Annotated in this window: 13 protein-coding genes; 8 read left to right on the forward strand and 5 right to left on the reverse strand. The window is 68.1% G+C overall.

Translation table 11 applies throughout. The features are described from left to right. Positions 1-319: 319 nt before the first annotated feature. From ACFXJL_RS18245 to ACFXJL_RS18260, 4 genes are all read left to right on the forward strand, one after another. Positions 320-1606, forward strand: a complete 1287-nt coding sequence (locus ACFXJL_RS18245; RefSeq protein ID WP_384693561.1) for a M24 family metallopeptidase — start codon at positions 320-322, stop codon at positions 1604-1606. A 425-nt stretch (positions 1607-2031) separates the two neighbouring features. After that, the gene (locus ACFXJL_RS18250; protein WP_384638887.1) at positions 2032-3135 is read left to right on the forward strand and encodes an ABC transporter substrate-binding protein; all 1104 of its coding nucleotides are present in this window, start codon (positions 2032-2034) and stop codon (positions 3133-3135) included. A gap of 2 nt (positions 3136-3137) precedes the next feature. After that, entirely contained in the window at positions 3138-4940 is a 1803-nt protein-coding gene (locus ACFXJL_RS18255) for an iron ABC transporter permease (protein ID WP_358878777.1), read from the forward strand. 10 nt (positions 4941-4950) lie between these two features. Further along, entirely contained in the window at positions 4951-6060 is a 1110-nt protein-coding gene (locus ACFXJL_RS18260; protein WP_384693566.1) for an ABC transporter ATP-binding protein, read from the forward strand. A gap of 97 nt (positions 6061-6157) precedes the next feature. On the opposite strand, the gene ACFXJL_RS18265 is transcribed toward ACFXJL_RS18260, so the two are convergent. Further along, positions 6158-7033: an alpha/beta fold hydrolase gene (locus tag ACFXJL_RS18265; RefSeq protein WP_384693569.1), complete on the reverse strand. Its 876-nt coding sequence runs from the start codon at positions 7031-7033 to the stop codon at positions 6158-6160. 82 nt (positions 7034-7115) lie between these two features. Here ACFXJL_RS18265 and ACFXJL_RS18270 point away from each other — a divergent pair, with 82 nt between their 5' ends. Continuing rightward, positions 7116-7583: a MarR family winged helix-turn-helix transcriptional regulator gene (locus ACFXJL_RS18270; RefSeq protein ID WP_384693572.1), complete on the forward strand. Its 468-nt coding sequence runs from the start codon at positions 7116-7118 to the stop codon at positions 7581-7583. 167 nt (positions 7584-7750) lie between these two features. Here ACFXJL_RS18270 and ACFXJL_RS18275 read toward each other — a convergent pair whose 3' ends face one another. From ACFXJL_RS18275 to ACFXJL_RS18290, 4 genes are read right to left on the reverse strand one after another with little or no spacing between them, the layout of a single operon-like run. Continuing rightward, on the reverse strand, positions 7751-8914 hold the full coding sequence (locus tag ACFXJL_RS18275) for a hypothetical protein (protein WP_384693575.1): 1164 nt from the start codon (positions 8912-8914) through the stop codon (positions 7751-7753). Continuing rightward, positions 8911-10122: a Dabb family protein gene (locus ACFXJL_RS18280; protein WP_384638872.1), complete on the reverse strand. Its 1212-nt coding sequence runs from the start codon at positions 10120-10122 to the stop codon at positions 8911-8913. The genes ACFXJL_RS18275 and ACFXJL_RS18280 overlap by 4 nt, the downstream gene beginning before the upstream one ends. Before the next feature lie 21 nt (positions 10123-10143). Continuing rightward, complete coding sequence (locus ACFXJL_RS18285; RefSeq protein WP_384693579.1) at positions 10144-10740, reverse strand: aromatic-ring-hydroxylating dioxygenase subunit beta; 597 nt, start codon at positions 10738-10740, stop codon at positions 10144-10146. After that, a complete protein-coding gene (locus ACFXJL_RS18290) occupies positions 10737-12089 on the reverse strand; it encodes an aromatic ring-hydroxylating dioxygenase subunit alpha (protein ID WP_358878770.1) in 1353 nt (450 codons plus the stop codon). The genes ACFXJL_RS18285 and ACFXJL_RS18290 overlap by 4 nt, the downstream gene beginning before the upstream one ends. Before the next feature lie 166 nt (positions 12090-12255). Here ACFXJL_RS18290 and fdxA point away from each other — a divergent pair, with 166 nt between their 5' ends. From fdxA to ACFXJL_RS18305, 3 genes are all read left to right on the forward strand, one after another. Next, the gene (gene fdxA, locus ACFXJL_RS18295) at positions 12256-12615 is read left to right on the forward strand and encodes a ferredoxin (protein ID WP_383539646.1); all 360 of its coding nucleotides are present in this window, start codon (positions 12256-12258) and stop codon (positions 12613-12615) included. Beyond that, positions 12612-13619: an NAD(P)/FAD-dependent oxidoreductase gene (locus ACFXJL_RS18300; RefSeq protein WP_358878769.1), complete on the forward strand. Its 1008-nt coding sequence runs from the start codon at positions 12612-12614 to the stop codon at positions 13617-13619. The genes fdxA and ACFXJL_RS18300 overlap by 4 nt, the downstream gene beginning before the upstream one ends. A gap of 193 nt (positions 13620-13812) precedes the next feature. Then, the gene (locus ACFXJL_RS18305; RefSeq protein WP_329012812.1) at positions 13813-14610 is read left to right on the forward strand and encodes an IclR family transcriptional regulator; all 798 of its coding nucleotides are present in this window, start codon (positions 13813-13815) and stop codon (positions 14608-14610) included. The last annotated feature ends 55 nt before the right edge of the window (positions 14611-14665 follow it).

Here is a 14665-nt window from a genome sequence, read left to right on the forward strand (position 1 = left end):
TCCGCGACTCCGCCCGACACTCCCCCGGCCTCCGTGACACGTGGCGACCAGCCGCAACACGGAGGCCGGTTCGTTGTGGCGCTCAGCCCTCAACCTCTTAACTAAAAGCTTCTTTGACCTAAGTCTTGTGGATTTCGGACGGCGGGGTCTATGGTCTCGGCAACGTAGATCAACCCTCCAGGTCGCAGGCCCGCAATCGCCGTGGACGACGGCGTCGGCCGACCTGCCGGACATCCGACTACGAGGGCTTGAGTCCACGCCCCCGCGGTCCCCGCCGAGTGAGCGGTGACCGTCGAAGGGGCCACGAAGGGAGCCATCCGTGCCGACTCCGACCATCTCCGGGACCACCCCGCAGACCGCACGTGCAACCGGGACCCCGGAGGAACCGCACGACGAACGCGCGTTCCGGATGCGCCGCACCCAGGAGTTCATGGACGCCCATGAACTCGACGGCCTGCTCGTCTTCGGGGCCGATCGAAGCGACCGCTACGACGCCGGCCAGTACCTCTTCCGCGACCGCCGCTACCAGCACTTCGTCGTACCCCGGCACGGCGAGCCCACGATGGTCGCCTTCGCCGCACAGGTCGCGGCGCAGCACCAGCTCACCCGGGAGCGCGGCCTTGAGACCTGGATCGAGGACATCCGAGTGGGGTCAGCGCCAGAACTCCTGCCGGAGATCGCGCGGGAGAAGAAACTCGGTCGCGGCCGGCTCGGTGTGATCGGGGCCGGCTACGGATCGCCGTTCTACCCGGGCGGCTGGGTCTCCCGGTCCGTGTGGGACGCGATCAGCGAACGGCTGCCGGATGCCACTCTCCTCGACGTCACCCGTGACTACGGTCTGGTGATGGCCCGGCGTAGTGACGAGGACCTGGAACACATCGCCACCGCAGCCGCGGCCGGGGACGCGGCCATCGAGGCCATGATGGCCCTGGCCGCACCGGGCCAGGACGAGACGGCGCTGTACGCCGAGGGCGTGGCGACGATGATGCGCAGGGGAATGCGCGTCACCTGGATGCTCTTCCAGACGGGTCTCGACAACTACGCCTGGGGGGAACCCACCTGGCTGACCCGCCCGGAGCAGGCCCGCAAGCTGGAACGCTCCGACATGGTGTGGGCCGAGATCTTCCCCAACTACGCCGAGCTGAACACCCACGTCAACATGAGCTTCACCCTCGGCACCCCACCGGCCGAGACGCTGCGCTGCGCCGAGGTCGCCCGTGCGTCCTATGAGGCCGGTGTTGCCGCCGTACGGCCCGGCGCGACCTTCGCCGAGGTGTGCGCGGCGATGGAGGTACCGCTCACCGAGGCCGGGATGTGGCATCTGACCCCGCAGTTCGCCTCGCTGAACCCCTTGCTGTCCGGAGGTGGCTCGGCCCTGGGCATCCGCGATCACGTCGACTCCTTCGCCGGCGCGTATCCGCAGGCGGACGGGCATGCGGGCCCCTTCTTCGACTTCGAGATCGAGGCCGGCATGACGTTCTCCCTCCAGCCGGACGCCCGGCTCGGCAGGCGGGGCGCGATCGTGGGCGGGGTGGTGGCCGCGACGGAGTCCGGCTGCCGCGAGTTCAACACGGTCTCCACCCGGCTCAACTCGGTGAACGTCTAGACACCGGCCGGGGACGGTCGAATCGCTTAGGCAATCGCGGCCATGGCGGTTCGCCGCGCGAGGCGCCGGCTCAGGCCCGGCGCCCACCCGACCTCGTAGGATCCGGCCTGGTTCAGCCCGTTCCGGTCGGATACGATCCGCTTCGACCGGCCGTACGGTCATCGCAGCCACCCGCACACGACGCCACGGACGCCGTCGATCCGGCGTCCCGGCCCGGCTCCCCCGCACGCCGGCCCGTACGCGCGTTCCTTCCGACCGAGTCGCCCCGGCCGGCCCCGGGCCCTTCCCCGGCACCCGGCGTCTTGGCGACCCCGTCTCCGGTCCCCCACGGCCGGCCCCGTACAACCGGGTGACCCCGCACCCCGGTCATTCATCCCTTCCCGGCCGGACTGCCCGGCCACCCTCCCGGCAAGGTGGTATTGATCATGACAAAGCGGCCCCCATCGCTCAACCGGCGCTCCCTTCTGCACGGCATGGCCGCCGTGGGAGCGGGTGGCCTGCTGGCCGCCTGCGGCGACGGCTCCTCCTCCGGTTCCGGTTCCACCAAGCCCGGTTCCGGTGGCAATCTCCCCTCCTCGCTCAAGTCGCTCGCCGACAAGGCCACCAAGGAGGGCGAGGTCCGGCTCTTCGTCAGCACCGACTCCCGCACCCCCGCACACGCCCGGAAGCTCTCCCGAGCCCTGCGGGCCGACACCGGTGCCGACATCGAGATCAAGTTCGTGAGTGGGGAACCGGACCCGGCCTTCGCCAACAAGCTGGTGCAGGAGGCCAAGGCACAGGTCGCACCGTCGATCGATGTGTTCGCAACCACCCCCTTGGTGGTCAAGCAACTCAGCGGTGCCAATCTGGTCCAGTCGGTCGACTGGGGCTCCATGGACGGTGTGGCCGCGGCCGACGTATGGGCCGACCACCAGGGCATCTACATCGCCGAGATCGCCCGGACGGTCCTCTACAACACCAAGGACATCAAGGCGGAAGAAGCCCCCAAGTCCTTGGAGGAACTACTCACCGACAAGTGGCGCGGCAAGATCGTCACGGCCGGACTGCCCGACGTCTTCAGCCCGCTGGCCGCCGGCCTCGGCGTCGACAAGACGCTGGACTTCGTGCGCCGTCTGCTGGAGAGCGGCAGGGTGTCCCTTGCGTCGGTACCGACCGCCATCCGCACCCAGGTGAGCAGCGGGGAGTTCCCCATCGGCTACGGAGTCCGCATAGGCGAGCGCCAGCGCGTCTCCAAGGCTCCGGTCGACTACGCCCCCATCAAGGTGCCCGTGGTGCCGCGCGCCGGGCTCGTCGTCAAGGGGGCCAAGAATCCCTCCGCTTCGCAGCTCTTCCTGTACTGGCTCAATGCGACCGAGCAGGGCCGCAAGCAGGCGTACGAGGTCTTGGACTGGCCCCGCTACACCACTCCCGGCACGGATCTGCATGTGCTGGCCGAGAAGGCGGGCGGTGTGATGACCGCGGACACGGACTGGTGGATGAACGAGTACGAGAAGGTCAACAAGCAGGTCGCGCAATTGCTGAGGAAGTAGCGATGGGGTCGGACAAGGTGTCTGAACTGACCACCTCGCGCCCCGCCCCCGAGGGCAGGCGCACCGAGGAGAAGGGAGCCCCCTCGCCGGGGGCTCCCCCGTCGGCTCGCGCCGGACGGCGGGGGGTCGACGTTCCACTGATCGTGGTCCGGGTGATGATCGCGCTGCTGTGCGCGGTGCTCATCGTCCCGATGGCCGGGCTGGTCTGGGCTGCCTTCGGCCCCGGAGAGGGTTTCGGTGGCGGCGAGTTGTCCTTGGACAACTTCCGTACGGTGCTCGGCTCCAGCGGGCTGGGGGGAACACTGCTGCGCACCCTCGTGCTCGGGGTGGGCAGTGTGGTGGTGATGCTGCTCGTCGCCGTCCCGCTGGCCTGGCTCTACACCAGGACGGATCTGCGCGGCAAGAGCGTCATCCTCTTCCTGGCCGCGGCGAAGATGGCGATCCCCGGCTTCCTCGTCGCCCTGGGCTACATCTTCATGTTCAACCCGAGCAACGGGATCATCAACACCTGGTGGGGGGAGCTCGGTGGCAGCGGCCCACTGACGGATGTCTACAGTCTGAAGTGGATCATCCTGCTCCAGGGGTTGGACTTCGCCGGCCCCGCCTTCTTCATGCTCGTGCCCACCCTGAGGGTCATCGACGTGAACGTCGAGGAGGCCGCAGCCGTCCATGGCATCCCCCGTTGGCGAGCAGCCCTCCAACTGCTGCTGCCGATCGCGGCACCGGCGATCGCCGGGGTGTCGATCTTCTTCTTCATCGTCGCGGTCGAGGTGTTCGACTATGCGGGGATGCTCGGGATGCCGGCCCGGATCACGGTGCTGTCCACCCTGATCTACCAGTACACCCAGGGCACCACCGGCTCCCCCGAGTACGGCAACGCCGCGGCCGTCGGACTCGGCATGGCGTTCGCGATCGGCTTGATCATGCTCGCCTACTACCGGGCGATGCGGCGGGCGGGGCAGATGGCCACGGTCACCGGAAAGCGTGCCGCCCGCGAACCGATCAGGCTCACCCGCCGGGGCCGCATCGCCGGGTACGGCTTCATCGGCCTGTACGCACTCGTCGGTGTCGTGCTGCCGGTGCTGACCCTCGTCTGGGCATCCCTGGTGCCCTATCTACGGCCGCCTTCGGCCGAGGCGTTCGGCGAGTTGTCCTTCGCCGCCTACACGGACGCCGCCTACGACCTGGGCGAAGTCCTGCCGACGACGCTGCTCCTGGTGGCCGTGGTGCCGACGGTCGCCGTGGCGTTCGCCGCGTGCGCCGGGTGGCTGGTCACCCGCACCACCGTAAGGGGCCGACGCGGCCTGGACGCGCTCATCATGATGACGCTGGCGATCCCGTCGATCGTCATGGCGGTCTCCTTCGTGTACGTGGGACTTTCCACCTACCGATGGCTACCGCTCTACGGAACCGCGGCCTTCCTCGCGCTCGTGGTGGCCTGCCGGTTCGTGGCGACGGCGTACCGCACCCTGCACGGAACGATGCTCCAGGTCCACGGCGAGTTGGAGGAGGCTGCGGCGGTCTCCGGGATCCGTCGGGGCCGGGCGTTCGTCTCGGTCATCCTGCCCGTGGTGCGCGGCAGTCTGACCTACGCCTGGTTCTGGATCGCCCTGCTGACCATCCGCGAACTCACCATCACCCTCATCCTCTCCAGCGACGGCACGGACGTGATGTCCACACGGATCTTCGGCTACAGCTCGGCGGGCGAGACCGGGCTGTCCGCCGCCCTCGGTGTGATTCAGCTCGGGCTGATCACGATCCTGCTCATCGCCTTCTGCCGCGTCGCCCGCCGTCAGTCCCTCTAGGAGTCAGACCATGATCGTCCTCGAAGGTGTCTCGAAGTCCTTCACCCAGGACCGCGACCGGGTGCCGGCCCTGCGCGATGTCTCCCTCTCGATATCCGAGGGTGAGTTCTACGTACTGCTCGGTGCGTCCGGCTGCGGAAAGACGACCACCCTGCGCATCGTGGCCGGACTGGAGCGCCCCGACGACGGCACCGTGTCGATCGACGGCCGGCAGGTCTCGGGCCGCACTCCCCCGGTCTGGGTGGGTCCCGAGGAGAGACCACAGGCCATGGTCTTCCAGTCGTACGCCCTGTGGCCCCATATGACGATCCGCCAGAACATTGCCTTTCCCCTCCGCCGTGGGGTGCGCCGCCCGGACCGGAAGGAGGCGGCGGACCGGGTGAAGGAGGCGCTGGAGATGTTCCGGCTGACCGAGCAGGCGGACCGGAAGGTGACACAGCTCTCGGGTGGCCAGCAGCAGCGGGTTGCGCTGGCTCGGGCACTCGCGCTGCGCCCCAAGGTGCTGCTGATGGACGAACCGCTCTCCAACCTGGACGCAAGGCTCCGGATGGACCTCCGGATGGAGCTGAAGGAACTGTCCCGGCGCACGGGCATCACCTGTCTGCTGGTCACCCACGACCAGGAGGAGGCGATGATGCTCGCGGACCGGGTCGGCATCATGCAGGGGGGTGGGATCGTCCAGGAGGGACCGCCGGACGAGTTGTACACCGCACCGGCGACCGAGTTCGTCGCCAACTTCCTCGACCACATGAACCTGATCCGATCGGCCTCGGTCGCCTCTTCGGACCGACACGGCCTGGAGGTCACGGCGGGCGGCCAGCGGCTGCGTACCGGTCCACGCGACCATGCCGTGGGCACCGGGCTCACCGTCGGCATCCGCCCCGACGACATCGTGTTCGTCCTCACAGAGGCCGATTCCGCGACCGGGCCCAACCTGGTGACCGGCACTCCCGTCGACCACCATTATCTGGGCGGACACTTCCTCCATCGGGTGGAAACCCCGCTGGGTCTGCTCACCGTCCACTCCACCGCGGGTCCGGACGCGTTCACATCGGGCACGGTACGTCTGCGTCTGCCGGCCGAAAAGCTGATCACGATGGCGTCCGTGGCCGGGGAGTAGCACCCGGGTGGCCGCGGGCCGCAACCCGGGTCGACCGTTGGACCCTGCCACCGCCTGCGAGCCGGCCGGCCCTACGCGCCGGCCGAACCGCGGGAGCCTACTCCCCCGACCCTGCGGTGTGGGCCAGGAGCGCCGGAACCACGGTGTCCCACTCCTCGCGCGGAAAGACCTCGTGTCCCGTCCCCGCCAGGGGGATGAAGTGGGCGTTCGGGATCTCAGCGGCCAGGGCGACCCCGTGCTCGATCGGAAAGAGCGGGTCCTCAGCTCCATGGAGGACGAGGGTCGGCGCGGCGATCCGACCGAGCCGGTGCCGCCAGGGTTGGCCGGCGTCCAGGAGGTAGGGATTGGTGGACTGAGCGGCGATGTCGTGGGACCGGTCGACCGTACGCACCGCGAGTAGCCGCACGCCCTCCGCGTCGAAGGGTCGCGACTCGGCAGCGAAAGGGCGTTCCCCCTCGACGAGCGCCTCGACGGCTGCGGTGCGATCGGACCAGTCGACCTGCTCGTCCGCCTGGGTGAAGAAGGCCGCGAGACGTTCGGACATCGGCGGCAGGTCAGGGTGGTCGTGTCCTGGGCCGCCCGGGGTCGAGGAGGCGAGTATGAGCGTGGCGACCCGACCAGGATGATCGAGCGCCAGGAGTTGACCGATCGCGGCACCTTGGGACATGCCGACGACATGGACCGGGGCAGGACCCAATGCCTCGATCAGCGCAGCCGCATCGGCGACCAGATCGCGTAGGTCGTACGGCGGGGCGCCCACCGGGTAGGTCGTGGACCGACCCGCGTCCCGACTGTCGTAGCGGATGACGTACCGTCCGCCGGTGGCCAGTCGCTCGACGAAGTCGTCGGGCCAGTTGACCAGGGAGTGACCCGCTCCGTGCAGCAGCAGCACTGCGGGGTCATCGGGGTTTCCGAAGAACTCCGTGCTCAGCTCTTGGCCGTTGGCTTCGATCAGGCGCGCACTGGTGGCCATGAACCAACCTTCCTGATTGTTCGTTACGTGTAACGAATACAGTAGGGCAAGGTTCGTTACATGTCACGAGTACACTCAGGTGATGACCTCACCACGAGACGCGGCAGAGCAGGAAGCTTGGGCTGCCTACCGCCGCCTTCAACTGCGTGTGGACACGCTGGTCGCACGTGACCTGGAGCGGGAATCCGGTCTGTCGATGGCCGACTACGACGTGCTAGCGGCACTGGTGGCCATGTTCGACCCCGACCACTGCATCAGGGTGGGCCAGTTGACCGCTCGGATGAGTTGGGCCCACAGCCGACTGTCCCGTCAGCTCGGCCGGATGGAGCGACGGGGGCTGATCAGCCGTGAGGCATGCGAACTCGACGGCAGGGGCGACGACGTCGTTCTCACCGCGGACGGGCGGCGGGCCCATGACGAGGCCACGCCCGCCCACCTCGCATCCGTACACCGCCACTTCGCCCGGCCGCTCTCCCGGGACCAACTGCTGGCGCTGACGGGCATCGAAGAGTCCGTACGCCGGGAGCGGGACGGCGACTCACCGCACTGATCCACTGATCCACGGCGGATGCACCGTCCCGCTCCCGGCGACGGCGGGACCCGGGCAGCCGACCGCTACGGCCCGTACCGTCGAACGGACTGCTCCTGAACGCTCCGCTGCCCGCCACCGTCCCCACCCACACGGGATTCCCGGGTCCACGCGGCCAGTTGGGCTCTCTACGCCGGCAGTTCGGTCAACAGCCGACGATAGACACGCGCATAGGCGCCCAACTGCGCCAACGACAGTTCATCACAACGCGGATCGTCGGCGGCCGGCCGCATCTGCGGGCCGAGCCGCACGGTGTCGACGCCACGCGCCCGCAACACAACACCGTCGGTCGATCCCGTCCAACCGGTGACCGGCGGCGGCTCGGCACCGAACTCATCGAGCCAGGCCGCCCGGGCTGCCGTGACCACCGGGGCGTCGGCCGGCGTGGCCGCGGCTGCCGCCCCCAACTCGGCGTCCACCTCGACCACGCAGCTCCGCAGCGCCGAATCCACGCACCGCGCCCGCAACCGGTCGGCCAGTTCGGCCGCCAACGCCTTCGGCTCCACCTGATCGCCGGCGACCAGGTACAGACCGATCTCCAGTTGTGCCGGCAGCAGGTCGGGCTTCGGTGACCAACCCCCGCTGATGGCACCGACACCGCACGCCCGACCGGCCTGCCCGACCTTCGGGTCGGCGGCCAGATAGTCCGTACGCCAGCGAGCGAGTTCGTCCAGGACGACACCGGCCGATGCGATGACTCCCCCGGGCGGCGTGGCCGTGTCCGGCAGCATCGCGAGCCCGGAGCGACCGGTCACCCGGACGGTCAGATAGAACGAGCCGGGCTCCTGCCACAACAGGATGGGCGGGCCGCACTTGGCCACGATCGCCGACCGCGGCAGCGGGTACGCGTCGGCGTATGCCTCCAGACCGGTGATCCCACCGCCCCGACGGTGTGTTCCGGAGCCGGCGAGCAGCAGCCGCCCGGCGCCCGCCTCGACGAAGGCGACGAGCGCAGAGGCCACCGGTCCACGGGCGACCCCGAGGCCGAAGCCGGCCACCTGGTCACCGACCACACTGAGCGGACCGACGGGGGCGAAGTTGCCCGTGACGAGCCCGATGCCGGCGCCGTCATCGTCCAGCGAGGTGTCGAGATGGGAGTACAGCAGGGGCCCGGCCCCGTGCGCGGCGACCAGACTGCCGCCCGCGGGGCCGTGCTCCAACACCTGCCACTCGATGTGCGGCCACCGTTCAGCGCACCAGCCGCGCAACCGGTGGGCCGCCGCCCGCTCCTCCCCCCGCGGGGCGGGGGTCGTGTCGAGCAGTCGCAGGACGTCCAGCAGTTGCTGTCTCAAAAACGTCCCCAGTCGTCGGAAGCCGGACGCCACACATCGATGTTGCGCGGGTCGGCCGGCATCCTGCGGGGCCGGTGCGTCAGGTGCTCCTCCGGGGTGAACACCCGGTGGTCGTCGCACAGCTCGTACCGCGGGCCGAAGCGCGGATCGTGCATGTAGAACGCGATCGACGTCGACGCCGAGTGGTTGACGATGTCCGAGGCGATCGGGGCGTCCTTGTACAGCGCGCGGGCACGCATCCGCATGACGTGGTCGAGGCTCTTCATCGCGAAGCACAGGTGGGCGACGTAGTGCTCCGTGTTCTTCTGTATCGCGAGGCTGTGGTGGTAGCGGTCCTCACAGCGGAAGAACGTGGTCGAACCGACGACGTGGTCCGACGGCAGGAACTTCAGGATGTCCTGGTAGAAGTGCACCGTCTCGTCGAACTTCGCGGTGGCGATGAAGGGGTGCACCAGGTCGAGCGGCCGTATCTCTATGTGCGGCGGCTCGGCGTACTCCTGGAACTCGGTGAACAGCTCGATGACGAGACCGTTCGGGTCCTTCACCGCGAAACCGTTGTCGCACAGCGCCTGCTGGCGCTCCTGTAGTGCGAGGACTTCAAGACCGGCGTCGAGGACGTACTTGTGCAGCTGCTCAAGCACCTCCTCGCTCGCCACGCTGTAGCCGACCGCGGTCGTCCATCCGTCGGTGCGCTCGGGCGCGTGGATCAACTCGATCGAGTGGTGCTCGATGTCGGCGCGCAGATAGGCGTACTCATCCGTGCGCTGCTCCAACTGGAGGCCGACGTGGTATTCGAGGAAGTCGATCGTGGCCTGCATGTCGGGAACTTCGATCCGGGCGTACTCCATGCCGTACGGGCCGTGCGGGCGGTTGCTCACCGGCGGTGTCCTTCCTGCAGTGAGCGACGCACGCTCGGCGAACTCGAACGAGGTGATGGCCTGCTGGGCGATGACCGGTCGCCAGCGCGTGCGCACGAAGTCCTCGTGGGACTCACTGCTGAGATAGGCGAGCAGGTCGTCCTGGCTGTCGAAGTCGACGGCCATCGTGTGGGTGAAGGTCTGGTCACGGGTGCTGATGTTCTCGCCGAGGACGAAGCCGCGCATGGCCGGGTACCGGCCGGGGAAGGTGCGCAGGTCGTCCAGTACGGAATCGCGCGTCGGCTGGTCGACTCCGTCGGCGAAACGGAAGGACAGGGTGTGTCTGATCATCGGGTCACCGTCCGTCGCCGGCTAGAGGATGAAGCTGAGCCGGGCGCCTGCCGCCAACGACTCATGGCCGAGGACCGAGCGCCGCAACCGAAAACGGAGCCCGTCCTCGGTCGGTACCAGCAGATGCTCGTACCAGCCCACGTAGGCGTCGAAGCGCCCGTCGCGAGCGCGGTGCACCACGAAGGAGGCCGCGACCCGGAAGCAGTCTTCTGCGCTCTGCGCGTGCTCGGTGCTGTTGGCGCTGTTGGTGCTGTTGGTGCTGTTGGTGCCGTCGGCACTTGCAGTGTGCGCGGACAGTCGCACGTTGGACACGAGCCGGTGGGTGCGTGAGTGCGGGTTCTCTGCATGCGCCTTGCGGGACTTCAGGCGCTTGACCCGGGCCAGGAGCAGGGGCCAGTCGTCATCGACGAAGGATCCGGTCTCGTGCGGCGACCAGCCGGGTCGGTAGTCGGTGGTCGGGATCTCATAGCGGGCGCCGGACTCGAAGAGGGCCAGCCAGCCGTCGTAGTCCCAGTGGTCGAGGAGGTCGGCCTCGGCGTAGAGGAAGTCCTCCACCTCCTGGCGGGTGATGGTGCGACCCGCGCACTGCACGCTGCTGCGGTTGTCGATCGCGGTCATCGCACATCCCTCCCGGACAGGAAGGACGCGGGACGCTCACCGTTGACCTCGATGCCGTCGTCGATCCCTATCGCATCGACCCAGTGCCGCCAGAAGCCCCGCATCGCGCCTTCGTCGATCGACCGGCCCTGCACCCCCTTGACCTCGTCCGCCATGCCGCGCGACATATCGCTGAAGTCCAGTTCGGGTAGACCGCTGCCCGCCGTGGCTTGAATGCCACGCTGGACCGCCTCGTACGCCTCGATGTCGTCCGGTGTGGCGAGGCCGCCCGGGCCGACAAAACTGACGACCGTCTTCATCCGCAGGGCGCGCGTTTCCGGGTCCTCGTTGCGCGGGACCAGCTGCCAGGCGCGTACGTCCGTCTGGTCGGGCGCCACCGGCTCCAGCTGGCGGATCGACAGACCCTCGATGTCGAACAGCAGCAGGTTGGGGAAGACGAACAGGATGTGGCTCTCGTCCGCCACGTGGTGCGCCCGCTTCTCCCCCAGCCGTTGTGTCATCTCGGCTCGGTGGGCGTCGGTGCGGATGCGCTCGTCCTCACCGAAGCGCGGTTCCCAGATCATGCTGATCCGACCGCCGTGCCCGGTCAGGACCAGCAGGCCGTGACCGTTGCCGAGGTTGTAGGCGTACTGGTTGTCGTCGGTGACGGCATAGCCGCTCTCCCGCAGATAGCCCACGAAGGTGTTGTGGGTCGGGGCGAAGTGGTATCCGTCCATGGCGTTCTCGACGGCGAGTTTCCAGTTGCCCCGCACACCGTAGAGCTGTGTCCCTGGCAGTGTGGTCATGCCTCCGACGTGCTGCTGCTCGATCATCGACATGTAGTCGGCGGCGTCGCCGAGGTGTTCGAGCAGTGGCGGGACGTCGGGGTCGAAGGAGATGAAGACGAAACCCTCGTGGATCTCCAGGCGCGGCACGCTCCGCAGTCCCATCGAGGCTCGGAACTCGTCGGTCGACTCATATGCGCCCGCGTCGGGGATTGCGGCGACCTCGCCATTGTTGCGGAACGTCCAGGCGTGGTAGAAGCACTGGAAGAGCCTGGTCGAGCCCTCGTTCTCGCGGCACAACACGGTGCCGCGGTGTGGACAGGAGTTAAGGAACGCGTGCACCTCGCCGGCAGTGTCCCGGCAGAAGATCAGCGGTCGACCGCCCAGAGTGCGGACCTTGAAGTCGTTGGGGTTGGGGATCTCGGTCTCGTGTCCGAGATAGAGCCAGGTGTGCATCCACACCCAGCCGCGTTCCCGGGCGAAGACCTCCGCGCTGCGATAAGCCTCACGGTTGACCCGGAAGGTGAGCTGGTCCCAGTCCTCGACGATCATCGGCGCTGGGGCGGTCCGGGGATTGCTTCCCATGGGGAGTTTGCCTCTCACAAGTCCCGACCCGAGTGGCGCTAAGTGAGACGCCATCTCGTATGTCGCATTAGCGTCCCTGCCCCACTCGACGGTGTCAAGCATTCGTCCCCCCTCGGTTGACATCCGGAGTGGGCGCAGCCACCATCATCTTGTTTCGCATTGAGATATGCCGTCTCGCATCCTGTGCGATCGTGTGAAGGGCAAGAAGCTCGTGCCGTATGTCATCACTGACGCCTGCCTCGACATCATGGACAAGTCCTGCATGGAGGAGTGTCCGGCCGACTGCATCTACGAGGGCGATCGGATGCTCTACATCCAGCCCGATGAATGCGTCGAGTGCGGGCGCTGCGAACCCGTCTGTCCCCAGGTCTCCATCTTCCACCACGAAGACCTACCGGAGGCCAGCAAGCACTTCGAGCGGGTCAACGCCGAGTTCTTCGACCTCGGCACCCCACCACTCGGTTCACCCGGCGGGGCCCGCAAAGTCGGCCCGACGGGCCTCGACCACCCCGAGGTGGCAACGTGACCGGCCACGCCACCCCCGACAGCACAGGCCCGGGCACGGAGGTGTCCGTCGACCTCCTCATCATCGGCGCGGGCCCCACCGGGCTGTACGCGGCCTATTACGCCGGCTTCCGCGGCCTGAGCGTCGCCATCGCGGATGCACTGCCCGAAGTGGGCGGCCAGATCACCGCCCTCTATCCCGAGAAGCTCATCTACGACGTCGCCGGCTTCCCGGCCGTCCGCGGCCAGGAGCTCGTCGACCGGCTCACCGAGCAAGCCGACCAGGCGAACCCCACCTATCTCCTCGGACACAGCGTCACCCAACTCGACGACACCGACGACGGCGTCGCCGCCACCACCGACACCGGTACCCGCGTCACGGCTGGCGCCGTACTCATCTGCGGCGGGATCGGCAACTTCACCCCCCGCGAGCTTCCGGTGGGCACCGAGTACCTGGGCCGCGGACTGCGCTACTTCGTCCCGCGCCTCAATGAACTCGCGGGGCAGGACGTCGTCATCGTCGGCGGCGGGGACTCGGCACTCGACTGGGCACTCTCACTCGAACCCATCGCCAGGACCGTCACGCTCGTCCACCGGCGCACCCGGTTCCGCGCCCACGAGCGCACCGTCGAGCAACTCCACACATCCTCGGTGCAGGTCCTCACCCCCTACGAGGTCGACAAGATCTCCGGCGACGGACCGATGTCCGAGGTCGTCGTCGCCCATGCCGACGGGGACCGGCTCGCCCTCCCCGCCCAAACCGTCGTCGCGGCGCTCGGCTTCATCGCGGACCTCGGGCCCATCGAACAGTGGGCACTTCGACTACGCCGCCGACGCATCCTCGTCGATCCCACCATGCGCACCAACCGCGAACGCATCTTCGCCGCCGGCGACATCGCCGACTACGACGGCAAGGTCAACCTCATCGCCATCGGTTTCGGCGAAGCGGCCCTCGCCGTCAACCACATCGCCGCAACGCTCGATCCCACCCGCTCGACCACACCGGGCCACTCCACCGACGCCTAGCCGTCCAGAGGAACAACGCGGTGAACGGAAGCACTTCCGCGGCTGTCGACCGCTAGGCTCCCGTTCACCGCCATGGCTTGCCATGGAAGCACCTCAGCACTCTGCGCACACCCTTACCATGACGCTATACAAGACAGTGTTTCATTTGATGCCCCCATCGATTTGACTGAGCATGGACAGGAGCGTGGAATCCATGGCCACGAAGGTGCAGCACGGCACCGGTGAGCAGGACGGTCCCGACAGGACCGCCCCGACTATCCAGACGGTGCAGCGTGCAGCGCTGATCCTCGGCTCGTTCACGGTCGGCAAACCGCACATGAGCCTCAATGAGATCACCGCGCGTCTCGGGGCCAGCAAGGCGACCGCGCACCGCTACACCAAGGCCCTGCGGGCGGCGAACCTCCTGCGGTACGACGAGCGCACCTCGCTCTACTCGCTGGGCCCCCAGGTGCTCACGCTCGCTTCGGCCGCGCGGGCCGGCCTACCGATCGTCGCCGCCGCCGAGCCGTACATGGAGGATCTGGTCCGGCGCATCGACGAGACGATCGTGCTGTCGGTCTGGGACGGCGAGTCGGCGACCGTGGTGCGCTCGGTGGACAACACCGATCACATGGTGCGCATCAGCGTCCGGGTCGGCTCGCGCCTGAACCTGACGTCCTCGGCACAGGGCCGTGTCTTCCTCGCGTTCCTGCCTCCGGAACAGGTGCCGACACTGCCGCGCTCGGTCCGCAGGTCGACCGAGCTCGTCGAGGAACTCGACGCCATCCAGCAGCACGGACTGTCGGTCAACTCCCCCACGGTCAATGGTGTCCGCACCATCGCGGCGCCCATCTTCGAGGGGGACAAGATCAGCGGGACACTCGCGATCGTCGGTACGACGGCGACCGTACCCGACGACGTCAAGTCGCCGATGGCGCAGGCGCTGTTGGAGACCGCCCGCGCTCTGTCCCAGCGGCTGGGCAACTCGGACGGGACGCCCAACGGCGGCTGACCAGGGGAGAACGACAGAAGGCCCACCGCGGTGGGCCTTCTGTCGTGATCTGCAC

The organism is Streptomyces sp. NPDC059256 (genome assembly GCF_042753785.1).
In the GTDB taxonomy this organism is placed as follows: Bacteria; Actinomycetota; Actinomycetes; order Streptomycetales; family Streptomycetaceae; genus Streptomyces.

Coding starts and splice junctions, on each gene's coding strand:
- ACFXJL_RS18290 (WP_358878770.1), bottom strand. CDS start 12,089: ATGGGAAGCAATCCCCGGACCGCCCCAGCGCCGATGATCGTCGAGGAC.
- ACFXJL_RS18260 (WP_384693566.1), top strand. CDS start 4,951: ATGATCGTCCTCGAAGGTGTCTCGAAGTCCTTCACCCAGGACCGCGAC.
- ACFXJL_RS18305 (WP_329012812.1), top strand. CDS start 13,813: ATGGCCACGAAGGTGCAGCACGGCACCGGTGAGCAGGACGGTCCCGAC.
- ACFXJL_RS18285 (WP_384693579.1), bottom strand. CDS start 10,740: ATGACCGCGATCGACAACCGCAGCAGCGTGCAGTGCGCGGGTCGCACC.
- fdxA (WP_383539646.1), top strand. CDS start 12,256: ATGCCGTCTCGCATCCTGTGCGATCGTGTGAAGGGCAAGAAGCTCGTG.
- ACFXJL_RS18270 (WP_384693572.1), top strand. CDS start 7,116: ATGACCTCACCACGAGACGCGGCAGAGCAGGAAGCTTGGGCTGCCTAC.
- ACFXJL_RS18250 (WP_384638887.1), top strand. CDS start 2,032: ATGACAAAGCGGCCCCCATCGCTCAACCGGCGCTCCCTTCTGCACGGC.
- ACFXJL_RS18255 (WP_358878777.1), top strand. CDS start 3,138: ATGGGGTCGGACAAGGTGTCTGAACTGACCACCTCGCGCCCCGCCCCC.
- ACFXJL_RS18265 (WP_384693569.1), bottom strand. CDS start 7,033: ATGGCCACCAGTGCGCGCCTGATCGAAGCCAACGGCCAAGAGCTGAGC.
- ACFXJL_RS18280 (WP_384638872.1), bottom strand. CDS start 10,122: ATGATCAGACACACCCTGTCCTTCCGTTTCGCCGACGGAGTCGACCAG.